This is a genomic window from Enterobacter sp. C4G1 (genome assembly GCF_052886895.1).
Window position 1 is genome coordinate 315,296 of record NZ_JBQVVV010000001.1, and the last position, 20,418, is coordinate 335,713.

At 55.7% G+C, this 20,418-nt stretch carries 21 protein-coding genes and 1 riboswitch; of the genes, 15 read left to right on the plus strand and 6 right to left on the minus strand.

Annotated elements, in window-relative coordinates; all coding sequences use genetic code 11:
- The first annotated feature begins 6 nt into the window (after window positions 1–6).
- Window positions 7–741, plus strand: a complete 735-nt coding sequence (locus ACT9TW_RS01515) for a fimbrial biogenesis chaperone (RefSeq protein WP_446491503.1) — start codon at window positions 7–9, stop codon at window positions 739–741.
- Window positions 742–743: 2 nt separating this feature from the next.
- A complete protein-coding gene (locus ACT9TW_RS01520) occupies window positions 744–1,805 on the plus strand; it encodes a pilus assembly protein (RefSeq protein WP_446492665.1) in 1,062 nt (353 codons plus the stop codon).
- Between the two features lie 57 nt (window positions 1,806–1,862).
- Here ACT9TW_RS01520 and ribB read toward each other — a convergent pair whose 3' ends face one another.
- The gene (ribB, locus tag ACT9TW_RS01525) at window positions 1,863–2,516 is read right to left on the minus strand and encodes a 3,4-dihydroxy-2-butanone-4-phosphate synthase (RefSeq protein WP_182062491.1); all 654 of its coding nucleotides are present in this window, start codon (window positions 2,514–2,516) and stop codon (window positions 1,863–1,865) included.
- A gap of 106 nt (window positions 2,517–2,622) precedes the next feature.
- A riboswitch (FMN riboswitch) is annotated at window positions 2,623–2,773 on the minus strand.
- Between the two features lie 121 nt (window positions 2,774–2,894).
- On the opposite strand from ribB, the gene ubiK reads away from it, so the two are divergent.
- Window positions 2,895–3,191 carry a ubiquinone biosynthesis accessory factor UbiK gene (ubiK, locus tag ACT9TW_RS01530; protein ID WP_003862539.1) on the plus strand — a complete coding sequence of 99 codons (297 nt, stop codon included), beginning with the start codon at window positions 2,895–2,897 and terminating at the stop codon, window positions 3,189–3,191.
- A 95-nt stretch (window positions 3,192–3,286) separates the two neighbouring features.
- Here the strand turns inward: ubiK and hldE are convergent, their stop codons facing one another.
- From hldE to ACT9TW_RS01545, 3 genes are read right to left on the minus strand one after another with little or no spacing between them, the layout of a single operon-like run.
- Window positions 3,287–4,717, minus strand: a complete 1,431-nt coding sequence (hldE, locus tag ACT9TW_RS01535) for a bifunctional D-glycero-beta-D-manno-heptose-7-phosphate kinase/D-glycero-beta-D-manno-heptose 1-phosphate adenylyltransferase HldE (RefSeq protein WP_182062492.1) — start codon at window positions 4,715–4,717, stop codon at window positions 3,287–3,289.
- A 40-nt stretch (window positions 4,718–4,757) separates the two neighbouring features.
- On the minus strand, window positions 4,758–7,616 hold the full coding sequence (gene glnE / locus ACT9TW_RS01540; protein WP_446492666.1) for a bifunctional [glutamate--ammonia ligase]-adenylyl-L-tyrosine phosphorylase/[glutamate--ammonia-ligase] adenylyltransferase: 2,859 nt from the start codon (window positions 7,614–7,616) through the stop codon (window positions 4,758–4,760).
- Window positions 7,617–7,634: 18 nt separating this feature from the next.
- Window positions 7,635–8,933: a CYTH domain-containing protein gene (locus ACT9TW_RS01545; protein WP_446491504.1), complete on the minus strand. Its 1,299-nt coding sequence runs from the start codon at window positions 8,931–8,933 to the stop codon at window positions 7,635–7,637.
- A gap of 237 nt (window positions 8,934–9,170) precedes the next feature.
- Here ACT9TW_RS01545 and ACT9TW_RS01550 point away from each other — a divergent pair, with 237 nt between their 5' ends.
- Window positions 9,171–9,791: a TIGR04211 family SH3 domain-containing protein gene (locus ACT9TW_RS01550; RefSeq protein ID WP_182062494.1), complete on the plus strand. Its 621-nt coding sequence runs from the start codon at window positions 9,171–9,173 to the stop codon at window positions 9,789–9,791.
- 61 nt (window positions 9,792–9,852) lie between these two features.
- A complete protein-coding gene (locus ACT9TW_RS01555; RefSeq protein WP_315686870.1) occupies window positions 9,853–11,094 on the plus strand; it encodes a multifunctional CCA addition/repair protein in 1,242 nt (413 codons plus the stop codon).
- Between the two features lie 10 nt (window positions 11,095–11,104).
- On the opposite strand, the gene bacA is transcribed toward ACT9TW_RS01555, so the two are convergent.
- Together bacA and folB are read right to left on the minus strand one after the other, a co-directional pair.
- Window positions 11,105–11,926, minus strand: a complete 822-nt coding sequence (gene bacA / locus ACT9TW_RS01560; RefSeq protein WP_315686871.1) for an undecaprenyl-diphosphate phosphatase — start codon at window positions 11,924–11,926, stop codon at window positions 11,105–11,107.
- Between the two features lie 106 nt (window positions 11,927–12,032).
- Window positions 12,033–12,401 (minus strand): bifunctional dihydroneopterin aldolase/7,8-dihydroneopterin epimerase, encoded by a 369-nt coding sequence (folB, locus tag ACT9TW_RS01565; protein ID WP_182062497.1) that lies wholly within the window; start codon window positions 12,399–12,401, stop codon window positions 12,033–12,035.
- Between the two features lie 107 nt (window positions 12,402–12,508).
- On the opposite strand from folB, the gene plsY reads away from it, so the two are divergent.
- From plsY to ureG, 10 genes are all read left to right on the plus strand, one after another.
- Window positions 12,509–13,123 (plus strand): glycerol-3-phosphate 1-O-acyltransferase PlsY, encoded by a 615-nt coding sequence (gene plsY / locus ACT9TW_RS01570; protein WP_446491505.1) that lies wholly within the window; start codon window positions 12,509–12,511, stop codon window positions 13,121–13,123.
- 143 nt (window positions 13,124–13,266) lie between these two features.
- Entirely contained in the window at window positions 13,267–14,733 is a 1,467-nt protein-coding gene (locus tag ACT9TW_RS01575; protein ID WP_446491506.1) for an MFS transporter, read from the plus strand.
- A gap of 180 nt (window positions 14,734–14,913) precedes the next feature.
- Window positions 14,914–15,741, plus strand: coding sequence for an urease accessory protein UreD (locus ACT9TW_RS01580; protein ID WP_446491507.1), 828 nt, complete (start codon window positions 14,914–14,916; stop codon window positions 15,739–15,741).
- Window positions 15,742–15,751: 10 nt separating this feature from the next.
- Window positions 15,752–16,054: an urease subunit gamma gene (locus tag ACT9TW_RS01585; protein WP_182062500.1), complete on the plus strand. Its 303-nt coding sequence runs from the start codon at window positions 15,752–15,754 to the stop codon at window positions 16,052–16,054.
- 10 nt (window positions 16,055–16,064) lie between these two features.
- Entirely contained in the window at window positions 16,065–16,379 is a 315-nt protein-coding gene (locus ACT9TW_RS01590; RefSeq protein ID WP_446491508.1) for an urease subunit beta, read from the plus strand.
- Window positions 16,372–18,075 carry an urease subunit alpha gene (gene ureC / locus ACT9TW_RS01595; protein ID WP_446491509.1) on the plus strand — a complete coding sequence of 568 codons (1,704 nt, stop codon included), beginning with the start codon at window positions 16,372–16,374 and terminating at the stop codon, window positions 18,073–18,075. Before ACT9TW_RS01590 ends, ureC begins: the two co-directional genes overlap by 8 nt.
- A gap of 9 nt (window positions 18,076–18,084) precedes the next feature.
- Window positions 18,085–18,549 (plus strand): urease accessory protein UreE, encoded by a 465-nt coding sequence (gene ureE / locus ACT9TW_RS01600; RefSeq protein WP_182062503.1) that lies wholly within the window; start codon window positions 18,085–18,087, stop codon window positions 18,547–18,549.
- 9 nt (window positions 18,550–18,558) lie between these two features.
- Window positions 18,559–19,098 carry a HupE/UreJ family protein gene (locus ACT9TW_RS01605; RefSeq protein WP_446491510.1) on the plus strand — a complete coding sequence of 180 codons (540 nt, stop codon included), beginning with the start codon at window positions 18,559–18,561 and terminating at the stop codon, window positions 19,096–19,098.
- A complete protein-coding gene (locus ACT9TW_RS01610) occupies window positions 19,098–19,772 on the plus strand; it encodes an urease accessory protein UreF (protein ID WP_446491511.1) in 675 nt (224 codons plus the stop codon). Before ACT9TW_RS01605 ends, ACT9TW_RS01610 begins: the two co-directional genes overlap by 1 nt.
- Before the next feature lie 9 nt (window positions 19,773–19,781).
- The gene (gene ureG, locus ACT9TW_RS01615; RefSeq protein ID WP_047347805.1) at window positions 19,782–20,399 is read left to right on the plus strand and encodes an urease accessory protein UreG; all 618 of its coding nucleotides are present in this window, start codon (window positions 19,782–19,784) and stop codon (window positions 20,397–20,399) included.
- Window positions 20,400–20,418 lie beyond the last annotated feature (19 nt).

Genomic DNA, 20,418 nt, shown 5'->3' on the forward strand with positions numbered 1-20,418 from the left:
AATAAAATGAACATCTCGATTTTCTCAAAGGGAATGATCTGTTTCCTCGGCATGTGCAGCTTTGCACATGCCACCGTATCGCCCGACAGAACGCGCATCATTTTCAACGCTTCAGCAAAAAGCGTGTCGGTCAGACTGACAAACCAGAGTAAAACCGATCCTTATCTGGCTCAGTCGTGGATAGAGGATAAAGAGGGCAAAAAAACACGCGAGTTTATCTCCCCTATTCCGCCATTGTTGCGTATTGAGCCAGACGAACAAGCGCAGGTTCGCCTGATGGCCCAGAAAAAACTCAGCCAGCTTCCTGCCGATCGAGAGTCCCTGTTTTATTACAACATGCGGGAAATACCACCGAAATCAGGGCAGCAGAACGTGATGCAAATTGCGATGCAAAGCCGCCTGAAGCTGTTCTGGCGACCAAAAGCCATTGAGCTAAAAGAAGGGCAATTTGTACCACTGGATAAAGTGGTCATATCCCGTTCCACTGATGGACTGCAATTCAATAATACCAGCCCCTACCATATCACCGTGGGATATATCGGGTTGAATGGAAAAACACTCTTGCCGGGTGCGGAGAGCGTCATGATCGAGCCGTTCGGTCAGGCCAGCCAACCGCTGGCTAATCTGCCCGCTGATTTCCAAATTGGCTATATCGGCGATTATGGTGGCCTGGAAATGTTTAAGGTGAGCTGTAACGCGGTGCAGAATACCTGCCAGAGCAAACCGGTGAATAAGGGATAATGATGAAAAATATTTACCTCGCCCTGATCGCTATTTTTTGTCTTTTTTCATCCTCCGCATGGGCACTAAACTGCTATAAAAACGGCCCTGGCGGTTTAAGCGAGTTCGCGACCACGCTACCGGCGTTCAATGTCCCGGCCAATGCGCCTCCAGGGCAAAAAATTTGGGAAAGCGGCGATCTGTTGGTCACCGTTTACTGTGACAGCGCTACGCGCGATCATAAGAAATCGGTAAAAGACGATCCGTGGAGTGAGGATATTTTCGTATATATTCTGGATAGCTACCACAATACGGACAGTATGGTCACGAATAACCCCAACCTGGCGTTTGGCGTGACCTATAACGGCATCGATTACGATACTCCTGATATCAAAATCGATACCGGGGCGTGTTTAGACAAAATGGAAGACAATACCCGTAAATACCAGGTTGCAGCCTGTAATGGCACAACCATTCAGAAAAGCGTCTCCTTTACGGCACGATTCCGTCTCTATGTTAAATTGAAGACCGTGCCTAAAGCACAGTTTGATTATACGTTTCCAAAAGTCACCGTCCTCACTTTTGATGGTATCGGTGGCATTAACGTCATGCCTGACGCAAAAAACCTCCACTACGATATTGATGGTCTGGACAATATTCACTTTCTTGATTGCGGAGTAAATATCAAAATTTATCCTGAAAATCAGATCGTGAATTTTGGGCAATTCAACGAGAGTGCCATTAAGGCGAAGGCGCTCACAGCTCCTTTCAGCGTCTCGACAATCAAAGATGCCACAGCGGGCTGTACTGAACAGTTCGATGTCACCACCAGTTTTTACACCACTGATACGCTCTACGATGATACGCATCTGGACATAGGAAATGGTTTACTCATGCGCCTCATTGATAAAATCAACGGTGAAGTGATATACAATCAGTATCTCCCTTTTGCAACCTATCGCCCAGATGATACGGTAACGACACTGACTCACGACTATACGGCTGAACTCACCCGCAAACCTGGTGAAGCGGTGACTGTCGGGCCATTCAGTAAAGATATTATTGTAAAAGTTAACTACCAGTAGCCACACCAGCCAGAAACAAAAAAGCCGGGTTTCCCCGGCTTTTTCACATCAGCCATTTCAGCTGGCTTTGCGCTCGTGCGCCTGGCGATACTCCACCAGATCTTCAATCGTCACCACCGGCATATTGTGCAAACGCGCAAAAGTGATGCACTCCGGCGCGCGCGCCATGGTGCCATCATCGTTGGTCAGCTCACACAGCACACCCGCAGGTTTGAAGCCTGCCAGTGTCACCAGGTCGATAGTCGCTTCGGTGTGACCGCCGCGGGTCAAAACGCCGCCCGCCTGCGCGCGCAGTGGGAAGACGTGGCCTGGACGATGCAGGTCGGACGGCTTAGCTCCATCGGCAATCGCTGCACGTACGGTGGTCAGGCGGTCGGCCGCAGACACACCAGTGGTCACGCCATGCGCCGCTTCGATGGTCACGGTAAAACCGGTACCAAAAGCGCTGGTGTTGTTTTCGACCATCATCGGCAGCTCGAGCTGCTTACGACGGTCTTCGGTAATACACAGGCAAACGATGCCGCTACCGTGACGGATGGTCAGCGCCATCTGTTCAACGGACATGTTTTCGGCGGCGAAAATCATGTCGCCTTCGTTTTCACGGTTTTCATCGTCAAGCACCATCACACCGCGGCCTTCGCGCAGTGCATCCAGTGCATGTTCAACACGTTGAGTTGAAGTGCCAAAAGAGGAAAGTAGCGTCTGATTCATGGTAAAAAAACCTCATTAAAATTATGGTTACCAGAATCAGGGCAGTCTTAGGAGCGCCGCATAAGCGGCAAAAAAATAACGTGAGCGGGCCCATGCCCGACTTGATCGTTACTCTCTCCCATCCGGACTCTAACCGTCGGCCCCGGAATTACACCGGATCTGCTGACCTTTGAGTTTTCACCCAAAGCGCTCGCGGGCTTTCAGCGTCACGCTGATTTACCGCCGGTGGGGAATTTCGCCCCGCCCTGAGAATAAGCGAATTAACTATAACGCTATTGATTAACCTGGGCAATGCATAAGCTTCAAACAATATTGGTTTAACCTGGTGCATGACGCGCTACAATGGTCATCAACACCGTTTCATCAAGGGAAGCCACAATGATTGACCCGAAAAAAATTGAGCAAATTGCGCGCCAGGTCCATGAGTCCATGCCAAAAGGCATTCGTGAATTTGGTGATGACGTTGAGAAGAAAATCCGCCAGACGTTGCAGGCGCAACTGGTTCGCCTTGATTTGGTCAGCCGTGAAGAGTTTGACGTGCAGACACAAGTACTGTTGCGCACCCGCGAAAAACTGGCATTGCTGGAACAGCGTTTAACCGAGCTGGAAAACCGCAATGCACCGGAAGAGGTGAAACCGGCACCGGCCATTCCACCGGTGGACGACCAGGCATAAGGTAAATGCAAAACGGCAACCTCGGTTGCCGTTTTTAGTGTTTGCTCCCTCTCCACGTGGGAGAGGGTTGGGGTGAGGGCATCAGCCCGCACAGATTACTGACTGTCTTTCTGGATCTTCTTAATGATGTTGGTGGTTGAACACCCGTCCTCAAAGTTGAGCACCATCACTTCACCGCCGTTGGCCCAAACCTCTTCGCTACCCGCGATTTGATCTGGCTTGTAATCACCGCCTTTTACCAGCAGATCAGGCAAAATGCCGGCGATCAGGCGCTGCGGGGTATCTTCTTCAAACGAGACAACCCAGTCCACCGCTTCCAGCGCGCCAAGCACGATCATACGCTGTTCCAGTGGGTTCACCGGGCGCGTTTCGCCTTTCAGGCGTTTCGTTGACGCATCGCTGTTCACCGCCACAATCAGGCGGTCGCCCAACTTGCGCGCATTCGCCAGATACGAGACATGCCCGGCGTGCAGGATATCGAACACGCCGTTGGTCATCACCACTTTCTCACCGCGTTTACGCGCTGCGGCAACGGCAGCTTTCAGTTCATCTTCGCTCATCACCCCGAAACCGGTATCTGCACGGCCGCGCACGGCGTTTTCCAGCTCGATAGGCGAAACGGTTGATGTCCCCAGCTTGCCGACCACTACACCCGCAGCAGCGTTGGCAAAGTAGCAGGCTTCTTCAAGCGAGTTACCCGCGGCAAGCGTTGCAGCCAGCACGCCAATCACCGTATCGCCAGCACCGGTCACGTCATACACTTCCTGCGCCTGAGTTGGCATATGCAGTGGTGCTTTGCCCGGCTGAATCAGGGTCATACCCTGCTCTGAACGGGTCACCAGTAATGCTGACAGCTCGAAGTCAGCAATGATCTTCATGCCGCGTTCGACAATTTCAGCTTCCGTTTTGCACTTGCCCGCCACCGCTTCAAACTCAGAAAGGTTTGGCGTCAGCAGCGTTGCACCGCGGTAGCGTTCAAAATCCGTCCCTTTCGGGTCGATAAGCACAGGGACATTGGCTTTACGCGCCAGCTGGATCATCTTCTGAACGCTTGCCAGCGCGCCTTTGGCGTAGTCGGAAAGCACCAGCGCGCCGATATTCCCAAGCGCCTGATTGATGCGCTCGTGCAGCGGCTCAGGATCAACACCTTCAAACCCTTCTTCAAAGTCGAGGCGGATCAGCTGCTGGTTACGGGAAAGTACACGCAGTTTGGTAATCGTCGGGTGTGTCGGAACAGATACGAAGTCACACTTCACGTTCACGTCCGCCAGCGACTTACTCAGCGCACGCGCTGCATCGTCGATACCGGTCAGCCCTACCAGACGCGAATGCGCGCCCAGAGAAGCAATGTTCATCGCCACGTTTGCCGCGCCGCCGGGACGCTCTTCAATGGTGTCTACCTTAACCACCGGAACAGGTGCTTCCGGGGAGATGCGGCTGGTTGGCCCATACCAGTAGCGATCCAGCATCACATCACCGACAACCATAACCCCAGCACGTTCAAACTCTGGCAGTGTTACTTTCATTCCTGACTCCAGAAAGATTCACAATTTGCGCGCGATAATATCACACTTGTTTTGTTACGCACGGTTCCACCAGCCACTTCTGCCAGCTGGCGGTGACCTGCGCGCGTTCCTGCGTAAAACAGTCCAGCGCCACATTGCCGGGCTGTTCCTGTAATGCCAAATGATGCAGCTCATCCCGTAATGTGGTGTAGGCGCGCGTTAACGCCTGCGCTTCCTGCTCATCCATAATGTCGTTTTGCGCCAGCAGTTCCAGAATGCGCACATTGTCCGACCAGCGGATAAGCTTCGGCTTCTCGTTAGCATGGCGCAGCACCAGATACTGCGTAATAAACTCGATATCTGTAATACCGCCTTCATCGGCTTTAATATCAAAGCGGTCGCGATGTTTATTACCTAAGTGGGCGCGCATTTTTTCACGCATTTCACGCACTTCAGTTTGCAGCGTGCTGCCGTCACGCGTTTTGGTCATCACGTCGCGACGAATGGTATCGAACTGGGTTTTAAGCTGCGGATCGCCATAGACGACGCGTGCGCGCACCAGCGCCTGATGCTCCCACGTCCAGGCTTCGTTTTGCTGGTAATCGGCAAACGACTCCGTGGATGTCACCAGCATCCCCGCGGCACCCGATGGGCGCAGACGCGCGTCCACTTCATACAAAATGCCCGACGAAGTGCGGGTGCTGAACAGGTGCATAATGCGCTGTGCCAGGCGCAGATAGAACTGACGCCCGTCGATCTCACGTTCGCCGTCGGTCATCACATCCACCGGGCAGTCATGCAGGAAGATCAAATCAAGGTCAGAGCTATAGCCCAATTCCCAGCCGCCAAGTTTCCCGTAACCCACCACGGCAAAACCGCGGCCTTCACGGTCGGCCAGGTGTTTCGGTTGCCCGTAGCGCGCCACCATTTGCATCCACGCCTGCTGTACCACCGCATCGATGATGGCTTCGGCAAGCCAGGTTAGGTGATCGCTCACTTTCATTACCGGCAATGTTCCGGCGATATCCGCCGCAGCCACACGCAGCATCTGCGCCTGTTTAAACTGACGCAGCGCCTCCAGCTGTTGTTCTTCATCCTCTTCCGGCACGCGTAGCAAGTACTGACGCAGCTCATCCCGGTAGGCATCGGTCGCCGTCGGCTGATAAAGCGTGTTCGGGTCGAGCAGTTCGTCCAGCAGCAGCGGGTAGCGGGCAAGTTTATTGGCCACCATCGGTGATGCGGCGCACAGCGTGATGAGGTGTTTCAGCGCACCAGGGAACTCGCTCAGCAGTTCAAGGTAGGTTGTCCGCGTGATGATCCCGCTCAGCAGCGGCATCATGCGCGACAATGGCACAGGTGCATCCGCACGGGAGCAGACATCGCTCAGCAGATGCGGCATCAAATGATCCAGCACCTGACGGCCACGCGGGCCGATCGCGCGCTTGTTCAGCTCACCACGGAAATCTGCAATCAGCACCACCACGCGGTGACGGTCATCGTCACTTAAGTGAGCCAGTACCGGCGTAGTGTCATCTTCCTGCAACGCATCCTGCCACAGCTCGCGCCAGTGCTCAGAGAGCGTATCGTCCTGAGATTCACTTTCATCGTCGCCGATAAGGTCGTTAAAGATCCGGCGTACGCCCGCCATGTGGGCTTCCAGCTTTTCGGTCAGTGCCGTCCAGTCGTCCACCCGCATTCCCCAGGCCAGACGTGCGCGATTAAGGTCATCGCCCGGCAGGGTCTGCGTTTGCTCATCGTTAATGCTTTGCAGCAGGTTTTCCAGCCGACGCAGGAACAAATAGGCGTCGTGAAGCGTGCTGGCATCACCTTCCGGCAGAAGATGAAGCTGCTCAATGGCGGTCAGGGTCGGTAGCAACGAACGGGATTGCAGCGAAGGCTCACGCCCGCCGCGAATAAGCTGGAAGACCTGAACGATAAACTCAATTTCACGAATACCGCCCGCGCCGAGTTTGATGTTGTCTTTCAGGCCACGGCGGCGCACCTCGCGGGCAATCATCCCTTTCATGTTACGCAGTGACTGGATCACGCTGAAATCGATATAGCGGCGGAACACAAACGGGCGCAGCATGGCGCGCAGCTCGTTGGCGTAGACATCGCCGTTGTCGCCCATGATCCGCGCTTTGACCATCGCATAACGCTCCCAGTCGCGCCCTTGCTCCTGGTAATAATCTTCCAGCGCCGCAAAGCTCAGCACCAGCGGACCGCTGTCGCCAAACGGACGCAAACGCATATCTACGCGATAGACAAAGCCATCCTGAGTAGGTTGATCCAGCGCTTTAATCAGGCGCTGCCCCAGGCGGGTAAAGAATTGCGCGTTGTCCAGCTCACGCCGACCGCCGCGCGTCGTTCCTTTCTCGGGCCAGGCAAATATCAGATCGATATCAGAAGAGAAATTCAGCTCTCCACCGCCGAGCTTGCCCATCCCCAGGATCAGCAACGGCTGAGGAACCCCCTCTTCGCTGCACGGCGCACCCCACTCTTTGCAGCAGGCGTCGTACAGCCAGTCTCGTGCCGCGACAATCAGCGTCTGCGCCAGCTCGCTCAGCTGTTGCAACGTGCTCTCTTCGCTGACCAGCTCCAGCGCCTGTGCCCAGGCAATGCGCACCATCACCCGGCGGCGGAACAGACGTAGCTCGCGCATCAGCGTTACTTCATCTGCCACGCCACTGAGCGCGGTTTGTAGCCAGCTGGCATAATGCCGCCACTCGTCAGCCTGCGGTGGTGAGCTCTCAAGCTCCGCCAGCCAGTCAGGGTTAGCGGTTACGCTTGCCTGCACAAAATCACTGAACGTGAGCACGCTTTTAGCCTGCTCGCTTAATGATGACGCCGGTAATGACTCAGGCAGACGTTCGCAAACGGTCTGCCACTGCTGCTGTAACTGCGAAGAGAGCGGCATTATTGGGGTTCCTTGCCAGAGTTAACGTTTTCCGCTGTGCAGCCAGAACGGATCCTGCGAAATGGCCTCGTTGCGGAAATGCTCTATTTCTATGTGTTGCCGGGTTTCGATGGCGTGCTTCAGCCCCTGCCAGTTATCCAGCCAGGCCTGTGCTTTAGCATCATACGCACCCGCCAGCAGCAAAATGCTGTCGATGTTGCGTGCCAGACGGGGAAGCTGGTCACCATACTGATCGCCCAGCGGGTACGCAAAGGTGGTTCTCAGCTCAGCGGCATGGCGAGAAAGATGGGTATCGGCAAAACGTTTGAACGATTCGGCGATTTTAGCCTGCGCTTTCGCGTCCAGGAATGCGCGCCAGCCGTGCGAAACCAGGAACTCTGTCAGCGCCAGTTTTGCCGTTGCGGTTTGCGGGCTATAGATGGCTGTCTGCGCCGACACATCCGAAAGCATCACCGCTTCGGTTTGCGTCAGTAAATCACGTAAGTGAGCGCTCGCTTTACGAGGAACAATACCGCCAAACAGCGCCAGGGTATGGCGCACCAGGCCAATCGCCGCCAGCACATGGGTTTTCGCCCCTTTCACGCCGCGTGACCACAGTTCTTCATGGTATTGCCATTGCGAAAGCGCCAGCTCCAGAGACGCTTCCAGCCCTTGCTCTACAGAGGCTTTCGGCGCTACGCGCAAAATAGCGGTCGGCTTCAGCACGCGTGGCGCATTGCCGGCCGCCAGATGGTATCCACGCGCGGCTTTGCTCAGACTGCCCTGGCGTAAACCGGGCTGATTCACCAGCTTGCGCGCCAGCTTCAGCACGTCTTCAGCCTCGCCTTCGAGCAACTCAAGCTCCAGTTCGCAAATCGGTTCCTGGAATTCGCCCGCTTTTACTTCACCCAAATCAAGGGCGATTTCGATGCGGCTTTTACCTTCGTTCACCAGCCATTTTTCGCGCCAGAAATCGGTGCTGAACAACGGTTGCACCTGCTCCGCAAGCGTTGCTGGCAGCCCGCCGTCGGGCCAGACTTCAGCCGGGAAACGATCCAGTTCAAGTTCGGGCTTGCTGATGTCGATATTATATTCAGGACGCTGATGTAAACCGCCCACCACATGGCCGGCGATTTTCATCGTCATTTCGTAGCGCCCGCTGGCGCCACGAATACGCAGCCCCATATCATGACGGCGCAGCCAGTTGTCCGGCGTTTCGTAATAGATGTTAAGCAGTTGAACCGGTTCATGATGCTCGCCGGTCAGCTGATTCAGGTGTTGACGGAGTGCATCAACGCTATCTTTTTCTACTATAAATTTTAATTCGATCTCTTGAGCCATAGCCTTGTACTTACGGTTGTGTCACAGCTGAATCAATTAAGGCGAACTTACTCGCCAGTTTCTTGTCAGTACATAGTATTTTGCGCCAAATTGCCACGCAATGAGCAATTTGACGGGTGTAAAAGTTTGAAGCTGTGGTTAGCAGGACACAGATGATTCTGATTGATGATGAATACTTTGCGTAGAGACACTGTTACCACTACTATCGTTCCACTTTTTATGAAAATAACGACTGATATGCTTAAATTACGCCTGATTGGACTCACTTTACTTGCTTTAAGCGCCGCGACGGCGGTACACGCTGAAGAGAAACGTTACGTTTCTGACGAACTGAACACCTGGGTACGCAGCGGCCCTGGGGATAATTATCGCCTCGTGGGCACGGTAAATGCCGGCGAGGAAGTGTCGCTTTTACAGACCAACACTGACACCAACTATGGTCAGGTTCGCGACAGCACTGGTCGTACTTCCTGGATCCCACTGAAAGAGCTGAGCAATGTGCCAAGCCTGCGTACCCGCGTACCGGATCTGGAAAATCAGGTGAAAACCCTGACCGACAAGCTGAACAATATTGACGGCACCTGGAATCAGCGCACCGCAGAAATGCAGCAGAAAGTGGCGCAGAGCGACAGCGTGATAAGTGGCCTGAAGGACGAAAACCAGAAGCTGAAAAACGAGCTGATTGTCGCGCAGAAGAAAGTCAATGCCGCCAACCTCCAGCTCGATGACAAACAACGCACCATCATCATGCAGTGGTTCATGTATGGCGGCGGCGTGCTGGGCGTCGGTCTGGTGATGGGTCTGGTTCTGCCACTCCTTATCCCTAGCCGTAAGCGTAAAGACCGCTGGATGAATTAATTCGTCTTCGATGCCAGACTTACGTACTATCTTGCGAAAAGAGAAAACGGGAGTGTTGGGCGTGAAGAGTTATCTGGTCGGTGGTGCGGTTCGTGATGCGTTGTTAGGTCTGCCGGTCAAAGATAAAGACTGGGTAGTGGTCGGCGCCACGCCAGAAGAGATGCTCAACGCGGGCTACCAGCAGGTTGGCCGCGATTTTCCTGTTTTTCTGCATCCACAAAGCCGCGAAGAGTATGCCCTGGCGCGCACAGAACGAAAATCCGGTTCTGGTTATACCGGCTTTACCTGCTATGCCGCGCCGGACGTGACACTGGAGCAAGATTTACTGCGCCGTGATCTCACGATTAACGCCCTGGCGCAGGACGATCAGGGCCACATCATTGACGCATACGGCGGTCAGGACGATCTGAGCAACCGTATTCTGCGCCATGTCTCCCCTGCCTTTTCCGAAGATCCGTTACGCGTGCTGCGCGTGGCGCGTTTTGCTGCCCGTTACGCCCATCTGAGCTTCCGTATCGCAGATGAGACGATGGCACTGATGACGGCCATGACGGATGCTGGCGAACTGGAACACCTCACACCAGAGCGCGTCTGGAAAGAGACGGAAAACGCTCTGACGACCCGCAACCCACAGGTCTTTTTCCAGGTGCTGCGCGATTGCGGCGCACTGAAAGTTCTCTTCCCGGAAGTAGATAATCTGTTTGGCGTCCCGGCTCCGGCTAAGTGGCACCCGGAAATTGATACCGGCGTTCACACGCTGATGACGCTGAGTATGGCTGCGATGCTGAGCCCGGAAGTGGACGTGCGCTTTTCCACGCTGTGCCACGATCTTGGTAAGGGGTTAACACCAAAAGCACTCTGGCCGCGCCACCACGGACACGGTCCGGCAGGCGTGAAGCTGGTTGAAGGACTGTGCCAGCGCCTACGCGTGCCTAACGACATCCGTGACCTGGCGAAACTGGTGGCAGAGTTCCACGACCTGATCCACACCTTCCCGATCCTGAAACCGGCCACCATCATTAAGCTGTTCGATAACATCGACGCCTGGCGCAAACCGCAGCGCGTGGAGCAAATCGCCTTAACCAGCGAAGCCGACGTGCGTGGGCGCACCGGGTTTGAAGCCTGCGATTACCCGCAAGCGCGTTTGCTGCGTGAAGCGTGGGATGTCGCCAGAGCCGTGCCGACAAAAGATGTCGTCGACGCCGGATTCAAAGGCCCGGAAATTCGCGAAGAGCTAACGAAGCGCCGGATTGACGCGGTAACAGCGTGGAAGGAACATCGTTGCCCTCAGCCCAAAGACTGAGGGCAATCGGTCAGAAGAAGACCACGTAAACGGCAGCCGCCACGATGAAGCGATAGATAGCGAACGGAATAAACGAAATACGCTTAATCAGTTGCAGGAAGGTTTTGATCGCAATCAGCGCCACGATAAAGGCAGTGATAAAGCCCACCGCGAACATCGGAATATCGCCTGCCGTCAGGAAGTGGTAGCTCTTATAGACGTCGAGCACGGTCGCGCCCATCATCATCGGTACCGCCAGCAGGAACGAAAACTCCGACGCTGCATAACGGCTGACACCCATCAGCATCCCGCCAGAAATGGTCGCTCCTGAACGGGAGAAGCCCGGCCACAACGCCAGACACTGGAAGCAGCCAATCATAAACGCCTGGCGATAGGTCATATCGTCCAGACCTTCTGCGCGTGGCGTTTTCGGTTTCAGCACTTCCGCCGCAATCAACAGGAAGCCCCCCACCACCAGCGCGTACATCACGTTTATAGGGTTGAAGAGCGATTTGATCGTGTCATGGAACACCAGCCCCAGCACTACTGCCGGAACCATCCCCAACAGGATATGGATAAGCGTCAGGCGACCTTTACCTGCCCCTTCGTGCTCTGGCGGACGACCGAAGTGGATACCAATCAAACCAAAGAGACGACGCCAGAACATCACGACTACGGCCAGAATAGAACCGAGCTGAATAACGACTTCAAATGTCTTTGCCGTATCCCCTTCAAAGCCCAGCAGATGGCCAACGATAATCATGTGACCGGTACTGGAAACCGGTAAAAACTCCGTCAATCCTTCGACCACACCCAGTATTGCCGCCACCAGCAGCGAGTGTATATCGCTCATCTATAAACCCCTAAAAAGATATAAAAAAACGGTTCACCCATCAGGCAACCGTGAAAGTTACAGCGTTAAGACCGATATAACAGAAAATGGTTTAGCAATTATGACGTTAATTACGTCCTTTCAGATTATGGCCACGCTCAATAATAACGCCAACATTTGTTGCACGCGCCACGGCTCCAGGTTTGCTCAGTTTGATGCGCACCCAGGGCGAGTTGAATTTGTTCAGCAGCAGTTCCGCAACCTCTTCCGCCACGCGTTCTACCAGCGCAAAACGTTGCCCTTCAACGTGGCTAATGACCGTTTCACTGATATCGGCATAGCTGAGGCAGTCATTGACGTCATCACTTTTTGCCGACTTGCGGTTATCCCAGCCCATTTCGATATCGAACACCAGCTTCTGTTCAATGGTCTGTTCCCAGTCGTAAACACCAATAGTGGTGATTACCGAAAGTTGCTCTATAAATACAATATCCATCACGACCTGCCTGCTTTTTGGCTAAACCGGATACCACTTCCGGCGAATTATGCGTATTATCCACAGATGTTGAGAATACAGATACATTTTCAAAACGGAACAGCGTTATGAGTGCAATCGCGCCTGGAATGATCCTCCTCGCCTACCTTTGCGGCTCAATCTCCAGCGCCATTCTGGTCTGCCGCATCGCCGGGTTACCTGACCCTCGCGTAAGTGGTTCCGGGAACCCCGGGGCGACCAATGTACTACGAATTGGCGGCAAGGGAGCAGCCGTAGCGGTTTTGATTTTTGATGTTCTGAAAGGAATGCTACCCGTCTGGGGCGCCTATGCTCTGGGCATTACCCCGTTTTGGCTTGGCCTCATCGCCATCGCCGCCTGTGTTGGCCATATCTGGCCCATATTTTTCGGATTTAAAGGCGGCAAAGGCGTTGCAACCGCGTTTGGTGCTATTGCGCCTATCGGCTGGGATTTAACCGGCGTCATGGCTGGCACCTGGCTGCTGACCATTTTACTGAGCGGTTATTCGTCGCTGGGTGCGATTGTCAGCGCACTGATCGCGCCGTTCTATGTCTGGTGGTTCAAGCCGCAATTTACCTTCCCGGTATCGATGCTCTCCTGTCTGATCCTGCTGCGTCACCACGACAATATTCAGCGTTTGTGGCGACGTCAGGAAACGAAAATCTGGACGAAGCTGAAGCGGAAAAAGAAAGAACCTGAGTAATCGACATGCCCGGCGGCGCTTTGCTTGCACGGGCCAACATCGACATTGTCCCCTTCAGGTTATGTCTTATAACCAAATGTGATTTAGGTCACCTTCTGCCTGTGGTAACTGTTAGAGACACAACACAACCACACTAAAAGAAAATGGCAGAAATCACAGAAACAACTCCCCTTTCGACGGCAGGAAATTCCCCTGATGGCGACATCAAGTGGGTGCGTAACGCATCAGATGTTTCACGCCTGGTCAACGATGGCTCTCAGGGCCGGGCCAATGCCCGTATCGTCATCGGTATCGCGCTGGGCGGTATTTTCCTGGATGCCTACGATCTTGGCGCGCTGGCGTTCGGTATCAAAGATATTACCCGCGAATTCAGTCTCACCCCTGCGGGCACCGGAATGGTGGCTTCGGCCATTACCTTCGGTGCCATTGTCGGGGCATTGCTCGGCGGTTATCTCACGGACAAAATCGGGCGCTATCGCGTCTTTATGGCCGACATGGTGTTCTTTGTGGTCGCAGCCATCGCCTGTGCGCTGGCGCCAAACGAGTATGTACTGGCAGGCGCACGCTTTGTGATGGGTCTTGGCGTGGGGATTGACCTGCCAGTGGCGATGGCGTTTCTGAGCGAGTTCGCCAGGTTGAAAGGGCCGGGGAATAAAGCCTCAAGCGTCGCCATGTGGTGCCCGACCTGGTATGCCGCCATCAGTATCTCTTACCTGCTGGTGCTCTTTTTCTACGCCGTACTGCCGGAAAGCCACAGCGACTGGTTGTGGCGTTTGATCCTGGGCTTTGGCGCGGTACCTGCACTGGTGATTATTGCTATCCGCAGCCGCTATATGAGCGAGTCTCCGGTCTGGGCGGCGAATCAGGGTAACCTGAAGGAGGCGGCGTCTATTTTACGCCAGTCGTATAACATCAACGCCCACGTGCCGCAGGATGCGCTCGACCAGCCCGCACCGGTGGTCAACAAGGCGAAATGGTCAAACTATCTGAACCTGTTCCGCGGCATCTATTTACGACGCACTACGCTCGCCACACTGCTGTCTGTGGTTTCTTCGTTCGCCTATAACGCGGTCGCCTTTGGGCTGCCGGTGATTATCTCCAGTTTCTTTGTGCAGTCGATGCTGACCACTATTCTGATTTCGCTGGTGCTTAACCTGCTGTTTGCCTTCGTGGGTGGGCTGCTGGCGGTGCGCTACGTGCCGCGCTTCGGCGCATGGCGGATGTCGCTTGCGGGTTACGCCTGTCAGCTTATCGCCCTGCTCGGCCTGGCGCTGATTGGTCGCCCCGAGGGCGCAGCAGAAGGTGTTGCCGCCGTTGCGATGCTGGCTCTGTTCCTGTTTGGTCAGGGCTTTGGACCGGGCGCGCACACCATGACCTTTGCCTCCCTGAGCTACCCAACCTCGCTGCGCGGCGTGGGCGTAGGCCTTAACCAGACACTGATGCGCAGCAGTTCAACGCTATCGCTGTTCCTGTTCCCGTTGCTGGTCGCGTCCCTCGACACCGCCGTGTTCTGGGTGATCGCCCTGGCGCCGTTTATCGGCCTGGCCTCACTGCTGGCGATCCGCTGGGAACCGTCTGGGTATGATGTGGATGCGGAGGATTACCGGTAGTTTCTTCTTTAACTGAATTGTGGAATGGTTCCGTTCACTACAGCACCTCTGCTATCTGAAACGCCCGCTGCGGTGAACGGAACAAACCTCAAGACTTATCCATAAGCGACTCATATGACAGCCTTCATTTCCGCCAGGGCATACTGAAACGTAACCCGATGGTGAGCAGATGGATGCAGCATGTTAGCAACTCAGGTCACTGATAACTCTTACAAAGGCTGGCAGGCATCGCTTGCTCTGCAATTTTGTCACACCCCTGAGAAAACCCTCCTGCACTCCGCTCACCATGTCGGGCCGCTCACCGTTCAGCGGCCATTTTATCCCGAAGGTGAAACCTGCCATCTCTACCTGTTGCACCCGCCTGGCGGGATTGTCGGTGGTGATTCGCTGGATATCTCTGTCCGGCTGGACGCGAAAAGCCACGCACTGATCACCATGCCCGGTGCCAGTAAGTTCTATCGCAGTAGCGGTCCTCAGGCCTGCCTGAACCAGCACTTTTACCTTGATGAAAATGCAACGCTGGAGTGGCTACCGCAGGACACCATTGTCTTCCCCGGCGCGAATGCCGCATTGCGTTCCGTCTTTCACCTGCGGGCATCCAGCACCTTGCTGGCCTGGGAGCTGTACTGTCTGGGCCGTCCGGTCATTAATGAAACCTTCAGCCACGGCACGCTTGAGAGCCGTCTTGAGGTATGGGTCGACGACGAGCCACGCCTGATTGAGCGCCAGCATCTCAGCAATGGCGACCTGACGCCCGTCGCCGGCCATCCGTGGATCGGCACCTTACTGTTTTATCCCGCCTGCGAAAATCACCTTGAAACGGTACGCGAGCGGCTGGGTCCGCTGGACAATTTTGCCGGTGCCACCCTCACCGACGACCTACTGTCGGTACGCTTTCTTGCACATGACAACCTGATTTGCCAGCGGGTAATGCGCGATATCTGGCAGTCGCTTCGCCCGCTTTTAACCCCCAAAACCGCCTGTTCGCCGCGTATCTGGCAGACATAAGAGAAACGTTATGGAACTGACCCCCAGAGAAAAAGACAAGCTGTTGTTGTTCACCGCCGCGCTGGTTGCCGAACGCCGTCTTGCGCGCGGAGTAAAACTCAATTACCCGGAATCGGTCGCACTGATCAGCGCCTTTATTATGGAAGGCGCACGCGATGGCGAAACCGTGGCCTCGCTCATGGAATCAGGCCGCCATGTCCTGACGCGCGCGCAGGTAATGGAAGGTGTACCGGAGATGATCCCCGATATTCAGGTGGAAGCCACCTTCCCGGACGGATCAAAGCTCGTCACCGTTCACAACCCGATCGTGTAAGGAGCCACTGATGATCCCAGGCGAATATCAGGTTAAACCCGGCAACATCGCTCTTAACTCCGGGCGTAAAACAGTGAGTGTGATCGTTGAAAACCACGGCGACAGGCCGATCCAGGTAGGTTCGCATTACCATTTTTATGAGGTAAACCCGGCGCTGAAATTCGATCGTGAGGCCACGAAAGGCTATCGGCTCAATATCCCGGCAGGCACTGCGGTGCGCTTTGAACCCGGCCAAAAGCGCGAGGTAACGCTGGTTCTGGTGGCGGGCGCACAGCGCATTTTCGGTTTTCGCGGCGATGTGATGGGAGAGGTGAAAAATGGCTGACATTTCACGCAAGGCTTACGCCGACATGTTCGGCCCGACCACCGGAGATAAAGTGCGTCTGGCCGATACCGAACTGTGGATCGAAGTCGAAAACGATCTAACGGTGTACGGCGAAGAGGTTAAATTCGGCGGCGGAAAAGTGATCCGCGATGGCATGGGTCAGGGGCAAATGACCTCGCAGGAGTGCGTGGATCTGGTGCTGACCAATGCGCTGATTGTCGATCACTGGGGGATCGTGAAAGCCGATATCGGCGTCAAAAACGGCCGGATCTTTGCCGTGGGTAAAGCCGGAAACCCGGATATCCAGCCCGGTGTGACGATCCCAATTGGCGCCGCAACGGAAGTGATCGCCGCCGAAGGGAAGATCGTTACCGCCGGCGGGATCGACACCCATATTCACTGGATCTGCCCGCAGCAGGCAGAAGAGGCGCTCGTCTCTGGCGTTACCACCATGATCGGTGGCGGAACGGGGCCAGCGGCAGGTACTAACGCCACCACCTGTACGCCAGGGCCGTGGTATATCGCCCGCATGTTGCAGGCCGCCGATACGCTTCCCGTCAACATCGGTTTACTGGGTAAGGGAAATGGCTCGAACCCTGACGCCCTGCGCGAACAAATCGCCGCCGGAGCCATCGGCCTGAAAATTCATGAAGACTGGGGCTCAACCCCTGCGGCCATTAACTGCTCGCTGACGGTTGCCGACGAGATGGATATTCAGGTGGCGTTGCACAGCGATACGCTTAACGAATCCGGGTTTGTTGAAGACACGCTGGCGGCAATTGGCGGGCGCACCATCCACACCTTCCACACCGAAGGCGCGGGCGGTGGACACGCGCCGGACATCATTACCGCCTGCGCGCACCCGAATATTTTGCCCTCCTCCACTAACCCGACGCTGCCCTACACCGTCAACACCATCGACGAACATCTCGACATGCTGATGGTCTGCCACCATCTCGACCCGGATATCGCCGAGGACGTGGCGTTTGCTGAATCCCGCATTCGCCGGGAAACCATTGCCGCCGAAGATGTGCTGCACGATATCGGTGCCTTCTCGCTGACCTCGTCCGATTCTCAGGCCATGGGCCGCGTGGGTGAAGTGATTGTCCGCACCTGGCAGGTGGCTCACCGCATGAAGGTGCAACGCGGTGCGCTGGCGGAAGAACGCGGCGATAACGATAACTTTCGCGTCAAACGCTATATCGCCAAATACACCATTAACCCGGCGCTGACTCATGGCATCGCACATGAAGTGGGTTCAATTGAGGCGGGAAAACTGGCTGACCTGGTGGTCTGGTCACCGGCCTTCTTTGGCGTGAAACCGGCCACCATCGTCAAAGGTGGGATGATTGCCTGCGCGCCGATGGGCGACATCAACGCCTCGATCCCCACGCCACAGCCTGTGCACTATCGCCCGATGTTTGGCTCTCTGGGTGCCGCAAGACATGCTACCCGGCTGACGTTTATCTCCCAGGCCGCCGCATCCGCCAACCTTGCCGGGCAACTCAACCTGCAAAGCGCCACCGCCGTGGTGAAAGGCTGCCGCAGCGTGAAAAAGGCCGACATGATCCACAACGGCCTGCAACCGAATATCACCGTTGATGCGCAGACGTATGAAGTGCGTGTTGACGGGGAACTGATTACCAGCGAACCGGCTGACGTTTTGCCGATGGCACAACGCTATTTCCTGTTTTGAGGAGCGACAATGATCTACTTAACTCAACGCCTTGACCACGCGCACCGCGTCACCGCCAGCGTTACGCTGCCGATTGATGTGCGGGTGAAAAGCCGCGCCCGTGTTGCGCTGAACGACGGTCGTGAAGCCGGGCTGATGCTTCCCCGAGGTTTACTGCTGCGCGGCGGTGACCTGCTGGCCAGTGAAGACGGCAGCGAAGTGATCGAGGTGATTGCCGCACCGGAATCCGTGTCGGTCGTGCGCTGTGCCGATCCGTTCCTGCTGGCTCGCGCCTGTTATCACCTGGGCAACCGCCATGTTCCGCTGCAAATCATGCCAGGCGAACTGCGCTATCACCACGATCATGTCCTCGACGATATGTTGCGCCAGTTCGGGCTGGAGGTGACCTATGCCAGCCTGCCCTTTGAACCGGAAGCAGGTGCCTACACCAGCGATGCCCACAGCCATAGCCACTCGCACGCTCACTCACATTAAGGATTAATCATGCGTAAGTATTTACCTCTGTTACTGCTGGCTTTCTCCCTTCCGGCGCTGGCTCATCCGGGCCACGGTGCCGACAGTTTTCAGGCAGGTTTTTTCCATCCGCTGACCGGGCTTGATCATCTGCTGATGCTAACAGGCGCGGGCGTGCTGTCGGCACTGAGCGGCCGCAAGCTGCTACTGCCCTTTGCCACTCTCGGGATGATGCTGACCGGCGCAATTGCGGGCAGCCAGCTCGGCGGCTTTAGCGGGATGGAGATGCTGATTATCGCCTCACTGGCGGTATGTGGCGTGATGATGTTTAAAACTGAAAATCGTCTGCTGCTGGCGGTGCCTGCGCTGGCAATGTTCCACGGCTGGGCGCACGGCGTGGAGATGGCTGGCCATAACTTCTGGCTCTTCACCAGCGGGTTTATGTTCGCCAGCGCCACGGTGCTGTGTGCCAGTTTTGCGGCGGGATTACTGCTGCGCCGCCACGACGGTCTGCGTAAAACCTTCGGCGGCGGGCTGATTGTCTCTGCCCTGTTGGCGCTGATGAGCTAATGGAACACTCCCGCCAGTGGCTGCGACTGATGCAGCTTTCCAGCAGCAGCCTGCCGGTCGGGTCATTTACCTGGTCGCAGGGGCTGGAATGGGCCGTTGAGGCCGGATGGGTAACCAGTGCCGATGCATTCAAAGACTGGCAAATTCAGCAGATGGAACAGAGCCTTTTCTGCGTCGACCTGCCGCTGTTTATCCGTCTGTATCAGGCCTGCGAGCGGCAGGAACTGGCCGCAGCCAAACGCTGGACAGCTTACCTGCTCGCCTGCCGGGAAACGCGCGAGCTGCGCGAAGAAGAGCGCAATCGCGGCGCAGCCTTTACGCGGTTGATTAAAAGCTGGGAGCCGGACTGCCCGGCAGACTGGCTGGCATTAATTGCGCAAAGCCAGCTCTGCGGCATGGCGTGGCTGGGTATGCGCTGGGGAATTGGTGCCCGCGAGCTGGCCCTGAGTCTGGGCTATAGCTGGATTGAGAGCGCCGTGATGGCGGGCGTTAAGCTCGTCCCGTTCGGACAGCAGGCTGCGCAACAGCTGATTATCGGGCTGAGCGACCATTTTGCTAAAGGGCTGGATGCAGCATTTTTACGGGGTGATGAGGCGCTGGGTGCGGCAACGCCACTTTCCGCCATCGCCTCTGCGCGACACGAAACACAATATTCACGGTTATTCCGTTCCTGAGGATGCAACATGGCTGATTACAAACACCCTCTACGCGTTGGCGTGGGCGGCCCGGTAGGGTCGGGCAAAACCGCACTGCTGGAAGCGCTCTGCAAGGCAATGCGCGACACGTATCATCTGGCGGTGGTCACCAACGATATCTACACCAAAGAGGATCAACGTATCCTGACCGAAGCGGGCGCGCTGGAGCCAGAGCGCATCGTGGGTGTGGAAACCGGCGGGTGTCCGCATACTGCCATTCGTGAAGATGCGTCGATGAATCTCGCGGCAGTAGAGGCATTAAGCGAGAAATTCGGCAATCTGGATCTGATCTTCGTCGAAAGCGGGGGCGACAACCTGAGCGCCACCTTTAGCCCGGAGTTGGCGGATCTGACCATCTATGTGATCGACGTTGCTGAAGGCGAGAAGATCCCGCGTAAGGGCGGGCCAGGGATCACTAAATCAGATTTCCTGGTGATCAATAAAACCGATCTCGCGCCGTACGTTGGCGCCTCGCTGGAGGTGATGGAGCGTGACACCAACCGGATGCGTGGCGAGCGTCCGTGGACCTTTACCAATCTGAAGGCGGGTGACGGTTTAACAACGATTATTGCGTTTCTGGAAGAGAAAGGAATGTTGCGGGTGTAGTGCAGTTTATTGCCCGGTG